Source organism: Pseudoalteromonas sp. 4NS20-0020, assembly GCF_057554385.1.
Genome location: NZ_BAAJMI010000004.1, coordinates 348,260 through 365,780 on the forward strand (window position 1 = coordinate 348,260; position 17,521 = coordinate 365,780).

Annotated in this window: 13 protein-coding genes; 5 read left to right on the forward strand and 8 right to left on the reverse strand. The window is 39.2% G+C overall.

What is annotated here, in order from left to right:
• Window positions 1–150 precede the first annotated feature (150 nt).
• Window positions 151–1,182, reverse strand: a complete 1,032-nt coding sequence (gene queA, locus AC27JL_RS12205) for a tRNA preQ1(34) S-adenosylmethionine ribosyltransferase-isomerase QueA (protein WP_487195716.1) — start codon at window positions 1,180–1,182, stop codon at window positions 151–153.
• A gap of 193 nt (window positions 1,183–1,375) precedes the next feature.
• Here queA and AC27JL_RS12210 point away from each other — a divergent pair, with 193 nt between their 5' ends.
• Together AC27JL_RS12210 and AC27JL_RS12215 are read left to right on the forward strand one after the other, a co-directional pair.
• On the forward strand, window positions 1,376–3,892 hold the full coding sequence (locus AC27JL_RS12210; protein WP_487195717.1) for an EAL domain-containing protein: 2,517 nt from the start codon (window positions 1,376–1,378) through the stop codon (window positions 3,890–3,892).
• Window positions 3,893–4,086: 194 nt separating this feature from the next.
• A complete protein-coding gene (locus AC27JL_RS12215) occupies window positions 4,087–4,299 on the forward strand; it encodes a hypothetical protein (protein ID WP_008130474.1) in 213 nt (70 codons plus the stop codon).
• A 30-nt stretch (window positions 4,300–4,329) separates the two neighbouring features.
• Here the strand turns inward: AC27JL_RS12215 and AC27JL_RS12220 are convergent, their stop codons facing one another.
• The 7 genes from AC27JL_RS12220 to AC27JL_RS12250 all read right to left on the reverse strand — a co-directional run bounded on the left by AC27JL_RS12220 (window position 4,330) and on the right by AC27JL_RS12250 (window position 12,973).
• Window positions 4,330–5,259: a hydrogen peroxide-inducible genes activator gene (locus AC27JL_RS12220; protein WP_487195718.1), complete on the reverse strand. Its 930-nt coding sequence runs from the start codon at window positions 5,257–5,259 to the stop codon at window positions 4,330–4,332.
• 82 nt (window positions 5,260–5,341) lie between these two features.
• On the reverse strand, window positions 5,342–6,610 hold the full coding sequence (locus tag AC27JL_RS12225) for an inorganic phosphate transporter (protein WP_006791194.1): 1,269 nt from the start codon (window positions 6,608–6,610) through the stop codon (window positions 5,342–5,344).
• Between the two features lie 39 nt (window positions 6,611–6,649).
• The gene (locus AC27JL_RS12230; RefSeq protein WP_006791195.1) at window positions 6,650–7,327 is read right to left on the reverse strand and encodes a TIGR00153 family protein; all 678 of its coding nucleotides are present in this window, start codon (window positions 7,325–7,327) and stop codon (window positions 6,650–6,652) included.
• A 143-nt stretch (window positions 7,328–7,470) separates the two neighbouring features.
• Window positions 7,471–8,172, reverse strand: coding sequence for a phosphate signaling complex protein PhoU (gene phoU, locus AC27JL_RS12235; protein ID WP_006791196.1), 702 nt, complete (start codon window positions 8,170–8,172; stop codon window positions 7,471–7,473).
• A 46-nt stretch (window positions 8,173–8,218) separates the two neighbouring features.
• Entirely contained in the window at window positions 8,219–9,046 is an 828-nt protein-coding gene (pstB, locus tag AC27JL_RS12240) for a phosphate ABC transporter ATP-binding protein PstB (protein WP_006791197.1), read from the reverse strand.
• Window positions 9,047–9,073: 27 nt separating this feature from the next.
• Window positions 9,074–10,723, reverse strand: a complete 1,650-nt coding sequence (gene pstA, locus AC27JL_RS12245) for a phosphate ABC transporter permease PstA (RefSeq protein WP_138740502.1) — start codon at window positions 10,721–10,723, stop codon at window positions 9,074–9,076.
• Between the two features lie 15 nt (window positions 10,724–10,738).
• Complete coding sequence (locus AC27JL_RS12250) at window positions 10,739–12,973, reverse strand: ABC transporter permease subunit (RefSeq protein ID WP_487195719.1); 2,235 nt, start codon at window positions 12,971–12,973, stop codon at window positions 10,739–10,741.
• Between the two features lie 365 nt (window positions 12,974–13,338).
• Between AC27JL_RS12250 and AC27JL_RS12255 the strand changes: the two genes are divergently transcribed.
• The 3 genes from AC27JL_RS12255 (at window position 13,339) to AC27JL_RS12265 (ending at window position 17,507) form a co-directional block, all read left to right on the forward strand.
• A complete protein-coding gene (locus AC27JL_RS12255; RefSeq protein WP_006791200.1) occupies window positions 13,339–13,845 on the forward strand; it encodes a glycine cleavage system transcriptional repressor in 507 nt (168 codons plus the stop codon).
• A 94-nt stretch (window positions 13,846–13,939) separates the two neighbouring features.
• Window positions 13,940–16,027, forward strand: a complete 2,088-nt coding sequence (gene ppk1 / locus AC27JL_RS12260) for a polyphosphate kinase 1 (protein ID WP_305472742.1) — start codon at window positions 13,940–13,942, stop codon at window positions 16,025–16,027.
• The gene (locus tag AC27JL_RS12265) at window positions 16,020–17,507 is read left to right on the forward strand and encodes a Ppx/GppA phosphatase family protein (RefSeq protein ID WP_487195720.1); all 1,488 of its coding nucleotides are present in this window, start codon (window positions 16,020–16,022) and stop codon (window positions 17,505–17,507) included. The genes ppk1 and AC27JL_RS12265 overlap by 8 nt, the downstream gene beginning before the upstream one ends.
• Window positions 17,508–17,521: the final 14 nt, after the last annotated feature.

Consider the following 17,521-nt stretch of genomic DNA (forward strand, 5'->3'; position numbering starts at 1 on the left):
CTATAATTTAACCGCTCGATTCTACCCTTTTTGCACTGCTAATACTATTAGCTGCGGTAAATTCGCTCGTTATAATCATATGCAACTAAAAACCCCAGCAAGTATGCTGGGGTTGAGTGTTAGTTATATTTGATAATAAATAAAACAGCGCTATTTACGTGTTAAAAACATAGCATCGCCATAACTAAAAAAGCGATATTTTTGTTCTATTGCTGTGTTGTAGGCACCCATTATGCTGTCTTGTCCGCTGAACGCACTCACCAACATAATTAACGTTGACTCAGGTAAATGAAAATTAGTGACCATGGCATCAACGACATTAAATTGGTAACCCGGAAAAATAAAAATATCGGTATCGCCAAAGTAAGTATCTAATTTACCGCCATGTATTTTTGCAGCTGATTCAAGCGAACGCATAGATGTGGTACCAACAGCAATCACTCGCCCACCGCTCGCTTTAGTCTGTGCTACAGCGTCCACAACATCTTGTGGTACTTCAATGTATTCTGAGTGCATGACGTGTTCGTCAATGGTCTCTACACGTACCGGCTGAAATGTACCTGCGCCTACGTGTAACGTGACAAAGGCCATGTTTACACCTTTATTTTTAAGCGCAGCCATAAGCGGCTCGTCAAAATGTAAGCCCGCTGTAGGTGCTGCCACAGCCCCTGGTTTTTCACCATATACTGTTTGATAACGTTCGCGGTCAGCTTCGTCATCTGGTCTATCGATATAAGGCGGTAACGGCATATGGCCAATATCGTTAAGTGTGTCGAGTACATTTTTGCTGTGATCAAATTCCAGCTCAAATAAGGTGTCGTGACGGGCAATCATAGTGGCTTTAGCTTTGCCTTCTAAAATAACCTCATTGCCTGGTTTTAATGATTTACTTGCACGAACATGAGCAAGCACACGGTGTTCATCCAATACTCGTTCTACAAGTACCTCAACCTTACCGCCCGATGCTTTTTGGCCAAACATACGTGCTGGTATTACTCGCGTATTATTAAAAATGAGTAAGTCGTTTTCGTTAACTAGCTCAAGAATATCACTAAATACTTTATGGCTTATCTCCCCTGTTGGACCATCGAGGCTTAATAAGCGGCTACTCGTACGATCTTTTTTTGGAAAGCGAGCAATTAATTCATCGGGTAAGTCAAAACTAAAGTCAGCTACGCGCATAGTTGGTAATCCACATCATTAAAAATCGCGCCAAGTGTATATCTATCGTCAATTAAGCTCAAGAAGCCAATCCAACTACTGTAAACCTGAGCATCCTTCTATTCGGGGGGATTATTCAAATCTACTTGTTCTTACTAACAAAACTTATTACCCTTAGTAATGGTAGTAAATTACGATTTTTAGGATCTCCTGCGTGGCAGAACAATTAAATTTGCTGATTTTAAATGCAAGCCGTGCTGAGCGCAGGGTGATTAAAGATACTTTAAAAAAGCTTAACGTATTTAGCTTTATTGAAGCAAATGATAGCCAGGAAGCTCTTAAAACTCTTAAGCAACAACCGGTTGATATTATTATCACTGGATTAAATGTGGGTAAAATAGACGGTTGGCGTTTTTCTCGTATGATTCGCTCAGGGCTATTAAAAACCCCTAAAAACACCCCTATTTTGTTGATGCCCCCGACTTACTGCGAACGAATTGCAGAAACAACTGCCCGAAGTTATGGAATCGATGCTGTTTTACCGTTTGAAAACCAAGATATGCTACCGCAAGTTCTGGCTAATGTTTTATCTACACATTTAGAAAAAAGCAGTCGACTAAACCTACTTTTGTTAGAGCCCCACGCAAATAAAGCGGAGTCGATAACTGAAGAACTAAAACTAAATTTTGCTATTACACATGTCACAACGTGTAAAGCCGCACTGAACCAGTACAACCAACAACAATTCTCAATCGTTCTACTTGATACCACACAAGAAAAAGCAGATGAATCTAGCCTACTTGTCGAAAATATTTTACAACATAACTCAAAGCAAGCCATTGTTACTATTATAGATAACCCTGATGCAGATTATGCAGAACAGCTTTTGTTATCGGGTGTAACCGATTTTATTCGCGCCCCATACGAACCTTCATTTTTAAATAAGGTATGCGATCATGCCGCTCGCCGAGAAGACTTTATGGTGAGCTACGCTGAATTTGCTCAAAAAGTAGAGCAGTTAAGCGTAAGCGAAGTGAAATACAAAGAGCTATTCTCAGCTCATCAGCGCATATTATTGCATCTTAATACTGTTGTTCTTGAGCTCGACCAGTTAGGAAAAATTCGCTTTATAAATCCAGCTTGGGAAACCTTAAGTGGTTTTGGCGTTAAAACAAGCCTGCAAAAAAGCCTAACGCAATTTTATACTGGTGAATGTCAGATAAAGCTCAAAGCAACCATCGACGATATACTCGGTGGTGGGAACGATCATCAGCAAATAGAAATAAAACTCCAACATAAAAACGGTGGCCAAATTTGGGTTGAATGTAGGTTGCAGCTAATTAAAAACAGACGCAATAATGCAACGATCACTGTCACTATTGATAACATTCACGAGCGTAAGCAAGCCGAACTTCAATTACGCCACCTTGCGCTGCATGACCCATTAACTGGCCTACACAACCGATACCATTTTGACCAAGAGCTAAGTCGTATTTGTAAACCCAAACACACTCACAGCGATGTTGAGCATGCCTTGATTTACATTGACCTTGATCATTTTAAAATTATTAATGATAGCCAAGGCCATCATCAAGGCGACTTGGTGTTAAAAGATGTGGCACAGCTGTTTAAAGACAACATTGAAAAAGAACACTTAGTATGTCGCATTGGTGGCGATGAATTTGCCGTCATTCTAAAAAATATGAACCTACTCGATGCGCACCTTATTGCAGAAGGTGTCTGTAGTGCCATAGAGCAGCATACCTTTAAGTCAAACGAGCAAAGCTACACAATAAGCTGCTCTATCGGCTTAACGCAAATTACAGTAAACAATAACGACCCTAATGAGTGTTTAAAACAAGCCGACATTGCTTTGTATATTGCAAAAAACTTAGGCCGTAACTTAGTACATTGCTATTCAAAAGAAGATGCGCAAAACAATACACTTCAAACAGGTCTTGAGTGGGGACACGAAATCCGCCAAGCACTTCAACAGAATAATATTGAATTGCATTACCAGCCTATATGGGATTTTAAAGCAGAAAAAGTTGCTTACTTTGAGGCACTATTGCGCTTAAAGCATGAAGGCACTCTTATTTACCCTAATCAGTTTATTCCGTCTCTAGAAATGCTTAACGACACCTTTTTAATGGATCAGTGCGTAATTAGAAATGCAATTGCCAGTGTTGCAAAATACCCTCAACTTAGCCAAGTTGCTATTAATCTATCTGCACAATCATTCTTAGATGAACGGCTGCTACCACTCATTGAATCGAACCTTGAAAAGTACAATGTTCCCGCCACACGGATTATTTTTGAGATCACCGAATCCGCAAGCATAAATAACATACAAGCTACACGTAAGATGATTGATAAACTTAACTCTTTAGGGTGTCACTTCTCAATAGACGATTTTGGGACTGGCTTTAGTACCTTTAGTTACCTAAAACAGCTGCCTGCTCAACATGTGAAAATAGATGGCTCGTTTGTTCGCGACATGCTTAATGACCCCATTGACCTTGCTTTGGTAAAAGCAATTAACGACATTAGTCGCTCACTCGATAAATATTCTGTTGCGGAATACGTTGAAAATAAAGAATTATTTACTACTTTAAGGGACATTGGTGTCGACTACGGGCAAGGTTACTTTATTGCTCGCCCCGTTCCTGTTGAAAAAATAAATGATGAGCTTGAAAAAATTTATCAAAATAAAAGTATTTACCAACAGTAGCCTAGGTTAAAACTAACAAATTCGAACAACTTAACGTCACTTTTTTCTTCCATTATTTTCTTTCTTGCCTATACTTTCTTTATCAGATAAAGAGGATGTCATGCAATTTAAAGGATTACGCTGTATAAACATGACATAAACCCCCAGTCAATACATGGTTGATTACAAGTTACAAGGGTTTTAGGGAGGAAGGTATGGCGCAACTAGTTATATTATTACTGATAATTCACCTTATTATTGCGTACCAATGTTACAGGTATTCAAGTTTAAAAGGTTACCCCGTCAAAGTATTTACCGTATTAGGATGCGTGCCCTACTTTAATGTAGTGGTATGGATTTACTTACTTTTTTTACCTGAACTGGAGCCATTTGAAAGCCATGTTCAACGTCAAAAGCAGCCATTGTAGGCTGCTTTAATTTTTTAATAGCGGTTAACTTTAATTGCTTGGCTCATTAAAGTTTAAACTACATTGGCGTTGTAAAAACACCTCAAGCTGCTGGCTAAACAATTTAAAATCGCGAATACGTCCTGTAGTTTTTCGCCAAAGAATACCAATATCTCTGTAAGCATCGCTTTGCGACGGTGTGGCTACCATCTGTTTATTTTCTAAAATACCGGCATTAATGGCCATTTGAGGTAAAAAGGTCACCCCGAGCTGGTGTTCAACCATACTGAGTAATGTATGTAAGCTGGCCGCTTCAAATGGATTAATACAGCTTGAGCGGTTTAAATGGCACGCACTCAGCGCGTGACCCGTCATACAGTGCTCTCGCTCTAGCAAAAACACACTGGCATCAGGTAATAGGTTAAAGTCTTCTACGCCCTTTGCAGGCATATAATCTTTATGGTGCACTAAGCTAAAATGATCTTTTGCTAAAATTTGGGTATGAAACTTGTCGGTTGCATACGGTAATGCCAGTAACGCTAAATCAATGTATCCATGCTCTAGCTTATCCAGTAATTTGTCGCTGGTATCCTCAATTAGTACCAACTCTAATTCACAAAAAGTTTGCTGACAAAAGTGATACAAAGGCGCTGCAATAAAGCTTGCAATAGTAGGGATTACGCCAACGGTTAACTTACCGCTGAGCGGCGTTAAAAAGCTTTTTGTGAGCTCTTTTAAACTGATAGTGTCGTTAATTATTTTTCGTGAACGCTCAACAACCTCTTCACCTATGCTTGTAAACATAAGGCTTCGGTTTTCACGCTCAATAAGTTGACAACCCAGCGTTTCTTCAAGATTTTGAATGGCACTGCTTAGTGTCGACTGGCCAATAAAACAGGCACTGGCTGCACGGCCAAAATGCTGATGCTGATGAACAGCGAGTAAATACTGAAGCTGTTTAATACTTGGAAGATTGGTCATTTTTTCTTTCCACAAATAAAAAGACCCCAATACCTAGGGCATTGAGATCTTTTCAAGCTAAAAGTCTTTTAGTACTTTTTTGTTAAACCCCAAATGCGGTTCTCAGTACGTAGAAGATAACAATAGCAAGGGCAGCACCAACTGGCAACGTTATTACCCAAGAAACTACAATGTTTCTGATAACGCTCATGTTAAGTGCACCAATACCACGTGCCATACCTACACCTAGTACCGCACCCACTAAGGTTTGAGTAGTAGAGATTGGCATACCAGTTCCTGATGCAATAACAACAGTAGAAGCAGCGGCAAGTTCTGCAGCAAAACCACGGCTAGGCGTTAAATGTGTAATGCCTTCACCAATTGTTTTAATTACTTTTTTACCTAAAATGGCAAGACCTGCAACAATACCAAAGCCACCTAGTGGAAGAATCCACCATGCAATTGCTGCTTTCTTAGCAATTTCACCGTTGTTTTCAACAATATTTACAACAGCAGCTAGTGGACCAATTGCATTAGCAACATCGTTAGAACCGTGAGCAAATGCCATACAACAAGCGGTTAACACCATTAATACCGCAAACACTTTTTCTACGTTATTAAATTGCATTTGCTTATCAGCTTTAGGATCGATGTTTAAGCGAGAAATAGCAATTTTACCAATGATGGCAACTAAGACTGCAACACCAATTGAAAGCGCATAGCCTTCAACAGAACCTAGGTTAATACCAACGTGCTTTAAACCTTTTTTGATTGTAACTAAAGCCATGATAAAACCCGCTAAACCCATGTAGATTGGTACGTAGCGTTTAGCGTTCTTTAATGGTGCATCTGTATCAAATATAAGCTTTTGCGCGCTCATGAATATTAGATACGCAATAAAGCCGGATATAGCTGGTGTAATGATCCAGCTTCCTACAATGCCGCCTACTTTATTCCACTGGATTGCTTCTGTACCCACAGCTACTAGCGCAAAACCAATGATTGCACCAATAATAGAGTGAGTTGTTGATACTGGCCAACCTAAAAATGAAGCGATTAGTAGCCATGAACCCGCGGCAAATAGCGCGGCAATCATACCTAAAACCATCAGTTCAGGAATATTCGCAAACGGTGCAGCATCAATTATTCCTTTACGAATAGTTGATGTAACTTCACCACCTGCCAAATAAGCACCTGCAAACTCAAAAATCATAGCTATTAAAATAGCTTGTTTGATTGTTAATGCTTTTGAACCTACAGATGTACCCATGGCGTTCGCAACGTCGTTCGCGCCAATACCATAAGCCATGAAAAAACCAACAGCTGCGGCAATTAAAACTAATACCGTGCCGTAAGATGCAATGATATCCATTGTATAACCTTAATCTTTCGTGTTTGAACTGATTTTAAATTAACGAGCTAACATCAGCTCAAGACGTGATCCTACGCGCTCTGCAATATCTGCAAGCTCACCAACCCATTCAATAATGCTGTATAAAAACATTACATCTACAGGGTTAAGTTCACTTTCTACTTCACGTAGTTGGCGGCGTACTTTAATTTGCATGTCATCCGTGTCTTGTTCTATTGCATCCAATTCAACGAGCATTTTTTCTACTAAGGTCACTTCGCGACCTTTAAAGCCTGTTTCTAATAGCTCTTCTAACTCGTTTATTGCTTTAGATGCTTGTTTTGTCGCATCCACACAACGAGTTAAGTAAGCCAAGAAATCAGCTTGCATTACTGCTGGTATGGTCATTTCACGACCGATTACGCGCCCAGCAATGTCTTTTGCTTTATTAGCAATTTTGTCTTGTTGGGTTACTAACTCGAGCAGATCCGTACGTTCTACCGGCATAAATAAACCGCGTGGTAACTGTAAACGTATGTCTCTTTTCATGTCATCGGCTTCACGCTCTAAATTACGAATAGTGATACGAAGCTCTTCTGCTTGTGTCCACTCTTCTTTAAAAACGTGATTAAAAAAAGGTATCAAAGCTTTACTAGCTTGATGAACTTTTTTGATGTGATCTTCCATTGGTTTGAAAGGAGATTTTGCAAAAACTCCTAAAAACGCGTTTGTAGGCATAACTGACCCTTTAATCAAATTACATGCGTGCAGCATGCGATTTTACAGTATTCACAACAATTGTGAACGGTTTTTATTATTTAACTTATAGCTAAATAAACAAAGCGGCTTATAGCCGCTTTGTTAAAATGCGCTAATGAACTTTAAAGCGATTTTTCAATATCTTCCTGTGATATATGGCGAATATCTTTACCATTTACAAAGTAGATAATGTACTCAGCAATATTCTGACAACGGTCGCCAATTCGCTCTAATGAACGCACTGACCAAACTAAATCCATGATTTTTGGAATAGAACGTGGATCTTCCATCATGTACGTCATAATTTGACGTGTTATGGCTTCATATTCACGATCAACTTTAGCATCTTCTTTGTGTACTTCAAATGCGCGTTGCACATCCATACGTGCAAACGCATCAAGTACATCGTGTAACATTTTTAAAACCTGACGACCCATATTTTCAATATTCACTAACAAATCTTGTTGATCTTTAGTGAAAGAATCGAGAGCCACTTTTGCAATACGCTCAGCTTCATCGCCAATACGCTCGAGGTCAGCAATAGTTTTTGCAATCGCAATCACCAAACGTAAATCGCTAGCTGCGGGCTGACGACGCGCAATAATGCGTGTACATTCTTCATCAATGCTCACTTCCATGGCATTAACTTTGTAGTCGTTTTTACGCACTTTTTCTGCAAGTTCTGCATCGTTTGTGCTTACCGCATCAAGTGCACTACTTAGTTGCTGCTCAACTAACCCACCCATGCTTAGTACATGGTTACGAACATTTTCAAGCTCTTGATTAAAGCGACCAGAAATATGCTTATTAATATTATGTTCCATAATTACCTTCTCTCTAAATCTTGTACAACACGGTACTGTTAATTATTTAGCCGTAACGACCTGTAATATAATCTTCAGTCTTTTTCTTTGTTGGTGTTGTAAATAAGGTATTTGTATCTGAGTACTCAATCAGCTCACCCATGTACATAAAGGCTGTTTGGTCAGACACTCGCGCTGCTTGTTGCATGTTATGCGTAACAATAACCACGGTAAATTTATTCTTTAAATCGTTAATTAGTTCTTCAATAACTAAAGTCGAAATTGGATCAAGTGCAGACGTTGGTTCATCTAGTAATAAAACCTCAGGCTCTATCGCAATAGAACGAGCAATAACTAAACGCTGTTGCTGACCGCCTGATAAACCAAATGCACTGTCATGTAGTCTATCTTTTACTTCATCCCATAAAGCAGCGCCACGTAATGACTGCTCTACTACTTCGTCTAACTTACGCTTTTCTTTAATGCCTTGTAAGCGTAGACCATAGACTACATTTTCATAAATCGATTTTGGAAATGGATTAGGACGCTGAAACACCATCCCAACGTTACGGCGAAGCGCCGCAACATCTACATTTTTATCGTAAATATTTTGTCCATGAAGGAGTATTTCACCTTCAATTCGACAAATATCAACCAAATCATTCATGCGGTTAATACAGCGTAATAGCGTTGATTTACCACAACCTGATGGGCCGATAAACGCCGTTACTTGGCCTTTTGGAATGTTCATATTCACTTTACTAAGCGCTTGTTTATCACCGTAGTAAAGATCGAGATCTTTAATCTCTAACGCTTTTTGCTCGTCTGTTAAATTGTCTAAATCTAACTTCATGCCCAAATTGGCTTGGTTTACTTTTGGAGCGACTGTAATCATGTTTGTTACCTATTAAATCTTTACTAATTAGTGTTCAAGCGATCTGAATTTTTCACGTAAATGGTTACGTATACCAATGGCCGTTATGTTGAGTGTGATAATAACCGACACAAGTAAAAATGCCGTTGCATATACCAGCGGGCGTGCCGCTTCAACATTCGGGCTTTGGAAGCCAACATCGTAAATATGAAAGCCTAAGTGCATGAACTTTCTGTCTAAGTGAAAATACGGAAAGTTGCCGTCTAATGGTAACGTCGGTGCCATTTTAACAACACCTACCAACATCAGGGGCGCAACTTCGCCTGCTGCACGTGCAACAGCCAGTATTAACCCCGTCATAATTGCAGGGCTTGCCATTGGAATTACAATACGCCATAGGGTTTCAACTTTAGTTGCACCCAATGCTAATGAACCGTCACGTACAGTGCTTGGAATACGTGATAAACCCTCTTCCGTAGATACAATAACCACGGGTAACGTTAGTATTGCCAATGTTAGTGCAGACCACATTACACCTGGCGTACCAAATACTGGTGTTGGTGAAGACTCTGGGTAAAATAATTGGTCGATACTGCCACCAAGCATATATACAAAAAAGCCTAAGCCGAATACACCATAAACAATAGAAGGTACACCCGCCAAGTTAATTACCGCGATACGAATCATTTTAGTGACCGCATTTTTAGCCGCGTATTCATGCAAGTAAATAGCAGCAACAACACCAAACGGCGTTACTATCACAGCCATCAACATAACCATAAATACAGTACCAAATATAGCAGGGAATACACCGCCTTCTGTATTTGCTTCGCGAGGATCGTCAGATACAAACTTGCCTAGTTGACCAAAGTAATGGCCTAGCTTTGCAAAAAAGCCCATGTCGTTCGGAAACCACACATCAAGTACTTGATACATAGGGATCGTGACTATTTCGCCGCGCATATCTTTTACCGTAACATGGTCACGTTTTGCCTGTTTACGCAGTGCAAATAACTCTTTTTCAAGTTCGCCGTACTCTGCACGTAATTCGGCACGCGCTTTTGCAAGCTCTGCAACACGTTCATCTGTTAACTGGTTATCAAGTAAGTAGCTTTTCTCTTTTAAGCGTAAGCGCTCAAGTTCATAGTTGATATGACCTATATCACCATTTTGTAAATCCAGTGCTTCATCATTTAAATCTACAGCACGCTCAACAAGGTCATATAAAGCCTCTACTTTATCGCCCTCTACTGGCTTGCCGTCTTTAAATACACTTTCTACATACCCGTAAAAATTACCATTTTTACTACGTTCAAATACTGCAAGCGTAGCGGGTGTAGACTTTGCTTTTATGTCGGTTTCAAGTATCCAACGAAAATCTAGAGCTACGTATTCACGGTTACCTGTTTTTATAAGTAAACGTTCAAATTCTTCTTTATCAAATGCTGAAACATCAACACCTGTCGCTGCCAAACGTTCTTTTGGTACGAGTTCACGGTCGTAAACTTCACCAATAACGGTTTGCTTGGCAATCGAGCCTTCAAGCTCAAACTGTACAACTTGAGAAGGCCAGAAAAAACTCAATCCCTTCCAGGCTATCATCGCTAATATACCTAAAACCGAAATTAAGCTGATGCTCACTGCACCGCCGGTCATCCAAATCCAAGGAGAACCAGACTTAAACCACTGCTTTACCATGTCGTGTCTCTCCACTTACATTGAGCTGTATTTTTCACGTAACTGCTGACGAACAAACTCAGCTAACGTGTTAAATACAAAGGTGAATATGAATAGTACAAAGGCGGCTAAAAACAATATTCTGTAATGCGAGCTACCTACTTCTGATTCAGGCATTTCTACCGCAATATTAGCTGCCAGCGTTCTCATGCCTTGGAAAATACTCCAGTCCATAATCGGTGTGTTACCTGTTGCCATGAGTACAATCATGGTTTCGCCCACGGCACGGCCTAGGCCCATCATTACCGCAGAGAATATACCTGGGCTTGCAGTTAATAGCACAACACGTACGAGTGTTTGCCATTGAGTAGCCCCTAGTGCTAATGAACCATTTGATAAGTGTTTAGGTACACTAAATACGGCGTCTTCCGCAATAGAGAAAATAGTTGGAACAACTGCAAAACCCATTGCTATACCCACTACCAATGAATTACGTTGGTCGAATGTCATACCTAACTCGTTTGTTAGATACTGGCGAACATTACCGTCAAACATCCACAGCTCTACTGTTTCGCTCATTGCGAACGAGAACCAACCAACAACTAACACAACAGGAATCAAAATAATTGAATGAGACCCTTCAGGTATTTTATGGCGAATACTTGCTGGTAATTTCGTCCACGCAAGTGCTGAACCTAAAATACCAATAGGTAATAAAATGAGTAAGCCAACAATCGCAGGTAAGTGCTCTTCAATTAAAGGCGCTAACCAAAGGCCCGCTAAAAAGCCTAAAATAACCGTGGGAAGTGCTTCCATTATTTCAACGGTTGGCTTTACAACCTTACGTAATCCACTCGACATAAAGTACGCAGTGTAAATTGCCGACGAAATCGCAATGGGTACTGCAAATAACATAGCGTAAAAAGCCGCTTTAATTGTACCGAACGAAATAGGCACTAGCGAAAATTTAGATTCAAAGTCATCACTTGCAGATGTTGACTGCCAAATGTATGCAGGCTCTGGGTAACCTTCGTACCACACTTCTTGCCATAACGCAGACCATGTTACTTCAGGATGTTCGTTATGAACCTCTAATACCGTTAATTTGCCATCCGCTAAAATTAACGCAGCATTTGAACGTGGAGCAATAGCAAAGTGTTTAATTTCGCCTTCACTTACTTTACCCTGCCACAACTTAGTTTCGCTTGTTGTGTAGTAAACACCAAGCTCACCGTTGCTGCTGGTAGTAAAGAAAGTACGACGATAAAATTCTGTAAAAATATTTAATTTGCTTTGTTTGGTTGTTTCAAACGCACGAATTTTTTGGAACTGACGACCAGCGTCTGTGTTTACTTCAAACCACTGCGATACTTCACCGTTATCATTAGCAAGCATTAATGAGTTTGCACCCGCAAGTAACTGAGCAGACACTATATTAGCGTTTTCTTCATTAGCCGATAATAACTGGATTTGCTCTACTTCACTCGGATAGCGCGTATCATAAACGTAAATTTGATTAGCTGAACGAATAAACGTACGTGTTGTATCTGGCGAAATTAAAAGCTCATCTACACGACCTTCAACATCAAGCTCTGTTCGCTCAACAACCCACTCTACTTCACCTGTAAACATGTTTTCTTCAGCAACAAAGCTGCTAAACAAAACGCGCTTATCTGCGGTTAATGCAACAACCGCCGTTTTATCTTCATAGTGAGTAAACGCAAAACGCTTAATAGCAGCGCCTTGAGCATCAACTTCTAACGCCATTTCACCAAGCGGGTAATCAACGCGTGGCGTTAATTTGCGTTCGTTATTTGGAAAGGTAACTAAAAATTTAGGTACAACCACCATTACAGTGCCGTTTTCTAAACCATATGCGTATTGGCCCTGAAACGGTGCACTCGTTGCAAAGCTTGTTACTTCGCTTGGAAGAGCAACATTAAGCGTCTTGAGTTTTTTACCAAAACTTGCTTTTTCTACATTGTAAAAATCAACTTGGCCTTGTTGGCTTAGTAAATAAGCAACTTCGGTTTGCTCTTCAACACCTAAGCCAACTATTTGATCTGCGTTACTTACTGTGAAGCTGTCACGCTTTTCAACTTTAGCTGACTCAAAAATTGGCTGTACTACATAAAGAAGGTAGAAAAATATTAACAACAGCGCTATTAATACCATTACTCCACCGGCGGTTATGCCAAATTTGGCAAACCTGTCTTTAAATAGACGGCTTCGATCCGTATTAAAAGACGGTTTATTCGGATTGGAAGTCATCAAAACACCTTTAAATCTTAACGTTCTATAAATTATATTTCATCAAGATGACAGTAATGTTACAACGGTCATAATAAGCACTCTAATTAAAGGTATATCTAAGGTGGCATAAGTTATTGTATTAATTAAGCGTTAGATTAGTCATTTAGAAGGGAACTAAATAACAAAAATAATTGGACAAAGCATTTAACGAGGTTAATACTCAAATGGTAAATTAAGGGATGCGCTTACCTTTCTTTCATTCACGTTAAATTAATTATTAACATAATAAAATCATTTACCTATAAAAGCGCGTCAGCATCAAAACATATTTTATTTAATGCCTACGCATTTACATTCTTCGGGCTTAAAAAGAGGCACAATTTATGAAACAGTTGGTAATAACTATTTTAGGAAAGGATCGTCCAGGCTTAGTAGAAGATATTTCATCGGTAGTTTTAAAAAATCACGGCAACTGGTTATGTAGTAACCTTAGCCATTTATTAGGTCATTTTGCAGGGATTATTCAGTTAGAAGTTGCTGAAGAGCATTTTCAGGAACTGCAAAACGCGCTTACCGCTTTACCAAAACTTGAAGTGCGTATTGAAGCTGGCAATACTGAAATTGAACCTTCACCACGTGAACAAATCAATTTAGTGATCACAGGAAACGATCGCCCTGGTATTGTCCAAGAGCTCGCGAGCGTAATACGACACAAAGGAGCAAGTATTACTCATTTAAATTCTAGACAACAAAGCGCACCTAATTGGGGAGTCCCTATTTTTAGCGCTGTTGCAACCGTTACCTTACCTAACGGAATGGATAAAGACGAAGTAATTGATGCGCTCGAGTCAATAACCAGCGACTTAATAGTAGACACAGAAGAAGCATAATTTTTTATTGCGTGTCATACAAGTGACACGCATGTCATTTTAATGTCATTAAATTGTTCTATATTTAACTCAGCGTTAGGTAATGGAATATAATATGAATGCCCACATAGAACATACTCAAACCGTTGAATACTTTGCTAAAGAGCTTAGTTGGCTGTCATTCAACGAGCGCGTTCTACAAGAGGCTAAAGACAAAAATAATCCAATAATTGAACGCATGCGGTTTTTGGGGATTTTTTCTAATAACCTTGATGAATTTTTTAGGGTGCGTGTTGCCGACGTTAAGCGCCGTATTTTATTAAACAAACTTCCCGATGCTAATTTTGAAGAAGACGAAGCTTTATTAAGTCAAATTCAACAAAAAGTTTTGCAGCTAGGCAAAAAATTTAACCTAATACACCAACAAATTTTAAACGATTTAACCACTCATAATATCCATGTAGATCGCCCCGAAAAATTAACAGACTTTCATCTTAATTGGCTTAAAGCGTATTTTCATGACAAGGTTTTACAGCATATATCACCCATTTTACTTAATGAAAATAAAGATTACTCAGACTATATAAACGACACAATGACTTACTTGTTTATTGAAATGAGTGACGAAAAAAGCCACTACGCTATGCTTGAAGTCCCCACAGACCGAGTACCCCGTTTTATTATATTACCGCCTGAAAAGACACGTCGTCGTAAAACCATTGTTATGCTTGATGACGTTATTTCTTACTTCTTAAATGATGTTTTTAGTAACTTTTTTCACTTTGATAAAATTCAAGGTCATGCAATAAAACTCACACGAGACGCAGAATACAATTTAGACGATGAGCTAGAAGAAGGTCTGCTCGATAAAATGTCTAAGGGCCTTAAACAACGTATTTATGCAGAGCCTGTGCGCCTTGTTTACGACGAGAGCATGCCAGAAAGTATGTTAAAAGTGATGAAAAAACGTTTAAACGTGAGTCATCATGATGCGCTGATACCCGCGGGTCGATACCGTAACTTTAGAGATTTTATTGCTTTTCCTAATGTGGGTCGCCAATACCTTGAAAACAAAACACTTCCAGCCATACAAAGCACAGCTTTTAACAAACACAGCAGCGTATTTGACGCAATAAGCGAGCAAGACATACTGCTTTACTACCCATATCACACATTTAATCATTTACTGGAGTATGTTCGCCAAGCCGCATTTGATCCTATGGTGACGCAGATTAAAGTAAATATTTATCGAGTCGCGAGTAAGTCTCGGCTTATTTCTTTACTCATCAATGCCGCTAAAAATGGCAAAAGTGTCACGGTAATGGTTGAGCTTAAAGCGCGCTTTGATGAGCAGAACAATATTGAATGGGCTAAAGTTCTTAGCAGTGCAGGAATAAAAGTTATTTTTGGTATTCCAGCCCTAAAAGTGCACAGCAAACTGTGTGTTATTCACCGTAAAGAAAAAAACAAAATAGTTAAATACGCCCATATTGGTACCGGAAACTTTCACGAAAAAACAGCTAAAATCTACACTGACTTTAGCCTTTTCACAAAACATAACGGTATTTGTGAAGAATGCGATAGCGTATTTAAGTTTATAGAAAGCAGCTACAAGCCTTTTAATTTTGAATATTTAATGCTCTCCCCTATTAATGCTCGCGACACTTTATTGGATTTAATTGATAAAGAGATTCAGCATGTTGAAGATGGTTTCACAGGAAAAATTACAATTAAAGTAAATAACTTAGTTGATAAACAACTTGTAGATAAACTTTATTATGCCGGTCGTCGTGGAGTAAAAATCCGAATTATTGTACGTGGTATGTGCTCATTAATACCGGGGGTGGCTCACTTTAGCGAAAACATAAAAGTGATCAGTATTGTTGATCGCTTTTTAGAGCATCCTCGCGTAATGGTATTTGGCAATAATGGCAATGATAAGGTGTATATTTCTTCCGCTGATTGGATGACTCGCAATCTTGATCAACGCGTTGAAGTGGGAGTGCCTATTTTAAATAATAAATTAAAACAGCTCATTATGGATATTTTAGAGCTACAATTTAAAGACCGCACAAAAGCTCGGCTAATCGATAGCGAGCAAAAAAATACCTATGTTAGGCGCGGTAACAGAAAAAAAATTCGCTCACAAATAGCAATATACGATCACTTAAAAAAATGGGAGGGTAATTATAATAATGAATGATCACCCATCAATAGCGGCCGTCGATCTAGGTTCGAATAGCTTTCACTTGGTCGTTGCGCGCGAAGTGGATGGCACATTACAAATTCTGCATAAAGAGAAACAGCGTGTTTATTTAGCCGATGGCTTAGACGATAAATTAAGACTAAACCAAGCAGCCATAGACCGTGCACTACTTGTACTTAAGCAGTTTGCAAACACCCTTGAAGACTTTCCTCCTGGTAATGTAAAAGTAGCTGCTACATACACTTTTAGGCGCGCCAAAAATATTCATGCCTTTTTAACTCAGGCGAGTAAGGTATTTCCATTTCATATTGATGTGATCCCAGGGCAAGAAGAAGCTCGGCTTATTTATCAAGGTGTGGCTCATTATGTACATAACGAAGAGAACCGCCTTATTATCGATATTGGCGGAGGCAGTACCGAACTAATTATTGGTAAGCACTTCAAACATAAGCTTCTTACCAGCCGTAATATGGGCTGTGTTAGCTACACAAAACAGTTTTTTAGTGGTGGAGCTATTACGGCTAAGCGTTTTAATCGAGCTGAAATAAAAGCGGAACAAGAAATCGAAGTTATTTTTGCCAACTACATTAACGAAGGTTGGCAAGATGTAATTGGTACATCTGGCACCATAAAATCTATTTTAACCATGGTGTGCGCACAAAACCCGCAACAAACATTTGTAAGTATTGACGATTTACTGGCTCTTAAGCAGCAATGCATTTCCGCTGAACACATCAATAATATAAGTATAGAAGGATTAACGCCTGAGCGTCAGCAGAGTCTATGTGGAGGACTTGCCATTCTTATTGCTGTTTTTAAAGAGTTCTCAATTAATCAGCTCTCTTATAGTGACTTCTCTTTAAGAGAGGGGCTACTTCATGAAATGCAGCAAAAACTCGCCGATAAAGACATTCGCAGCAATACAATCAATAACCTGAGTGAACGATACACCATAGATAAAGCCCATGCCTCACGCGTTGCTAATACAGCTACTTGGATATACGAACGCCTTAGCAAAGCGTGGCAACTAAATGATAATAACGACATAGCGCTTCTTAATTGGGCTGCTAAGCTACACGAAATTGGCTTGTCTATTAACTCTTCAGGTATTAATAAACACAGCGCTTACATTGTGGCAAATAGCCAGCTTCCTGGCTTTACTCAGCAAGAACAACTCATTTTAAGCTCGCTAATTCGCTTTTACCGAAAAAAAATTAAACGTGATGAATTACCAGAGTTCACAACAATCGCACAGCAACATGTAATTAAGCTTATTACTATTTTACGCTTAGCTGTTTTATTTAATCAAAAACGCCAAATTAGCCAGCAACCTAATATGAATATTAGCGCTAATGCCACAGGGCTTTTTATTAAATTTTACGATAATTATTTACAAACACACACGTTACTTAATGCAGATTTAGAACTAGAACAACGTTATTTGAAAAAGGTAGGAATAAGTCTTAACTGCTCATAATATTTTGAAGAGTA

Coding starts and splice junctions, on each gene's coding strand:
- queA (WP_487195716.1), bottom strand. CDS start 1,182: ATGCGCGTAGCTGACTTTAGTTTTGACTTACCCGATGAATTAATTGCT.
- AC27JL_RS12215 (WP_008130474.1), top strand. CDS start 4,087: ATGGCGCAACTAGTTATATTATTACTGATAATTCACCTTATTATTGCG.
- AC27JL_RS12220 (WP_487195718.1), bottom strand. CDS start 5,259: ATGACCAATCTTCCAAGTATTAAACAGCTTCAGTATTTACTCGCTGTT.
- AC27JL_RS12225 (WP_006791194.1), bottom strand. CDS start 6,610: ATGGATATCATTGCATCTTACGGCACGGTATTAGTTTTAATTGCCGCA.
- AC27JL_RS12230 (WP_006791195.1), bottom strand. CDS start 7,327: ATGCCTACAAACGCGTTTTTAGGAGTTTTTGCAAAATCTCCTTTCAAA.
- phoU (WP_006791196.1), bottom strand. CDS start 8,172: ATGGAACATAATATTAATAAGCATATTTCTGGTCGCTTTAATCAAGAG.
- pstB (WP_006791197.1), bottom strand. CDS start 9,046: ATGATTACAGTCGCTCCAAAAGTAAACCAAGCCAATTTGGGCATGAAG.
- pstA (WP_138740502.1), bottom strand. CDS start 10,723: ATGGTAAAGCAGTGGTTTAAGTCTGGTTCTCCTTGGATTTGGATGACC.
- AC27JL_RS12250 (WP_487195719.1), bottom strand. CDS start 12,973: ATGACTTCCAATCCGAATAAACCGTCTTTTAATACGGATCGAAGCCGT.
- AC27JL_RS12255 (WP_006791200.1), top strand. CDS start 13,339: ATGAAACAGTTGGTAATAACTATTTTAGGAAAGGATCGTCCAGGCTTA.
- ppk1 (WP_305472742.1), top strand. CDS start 13,940: ATGAATGCCCACATAGAACATACTCAAACCGTTGAATACTTTGCTAAA.
- AC27JL_RS12265 (WP_487195720.1), top strand. CDS start 16,020: ATGAATGATCACCCATCAATAGCGGCCGTCGATCTAGGTTCGAATAGC.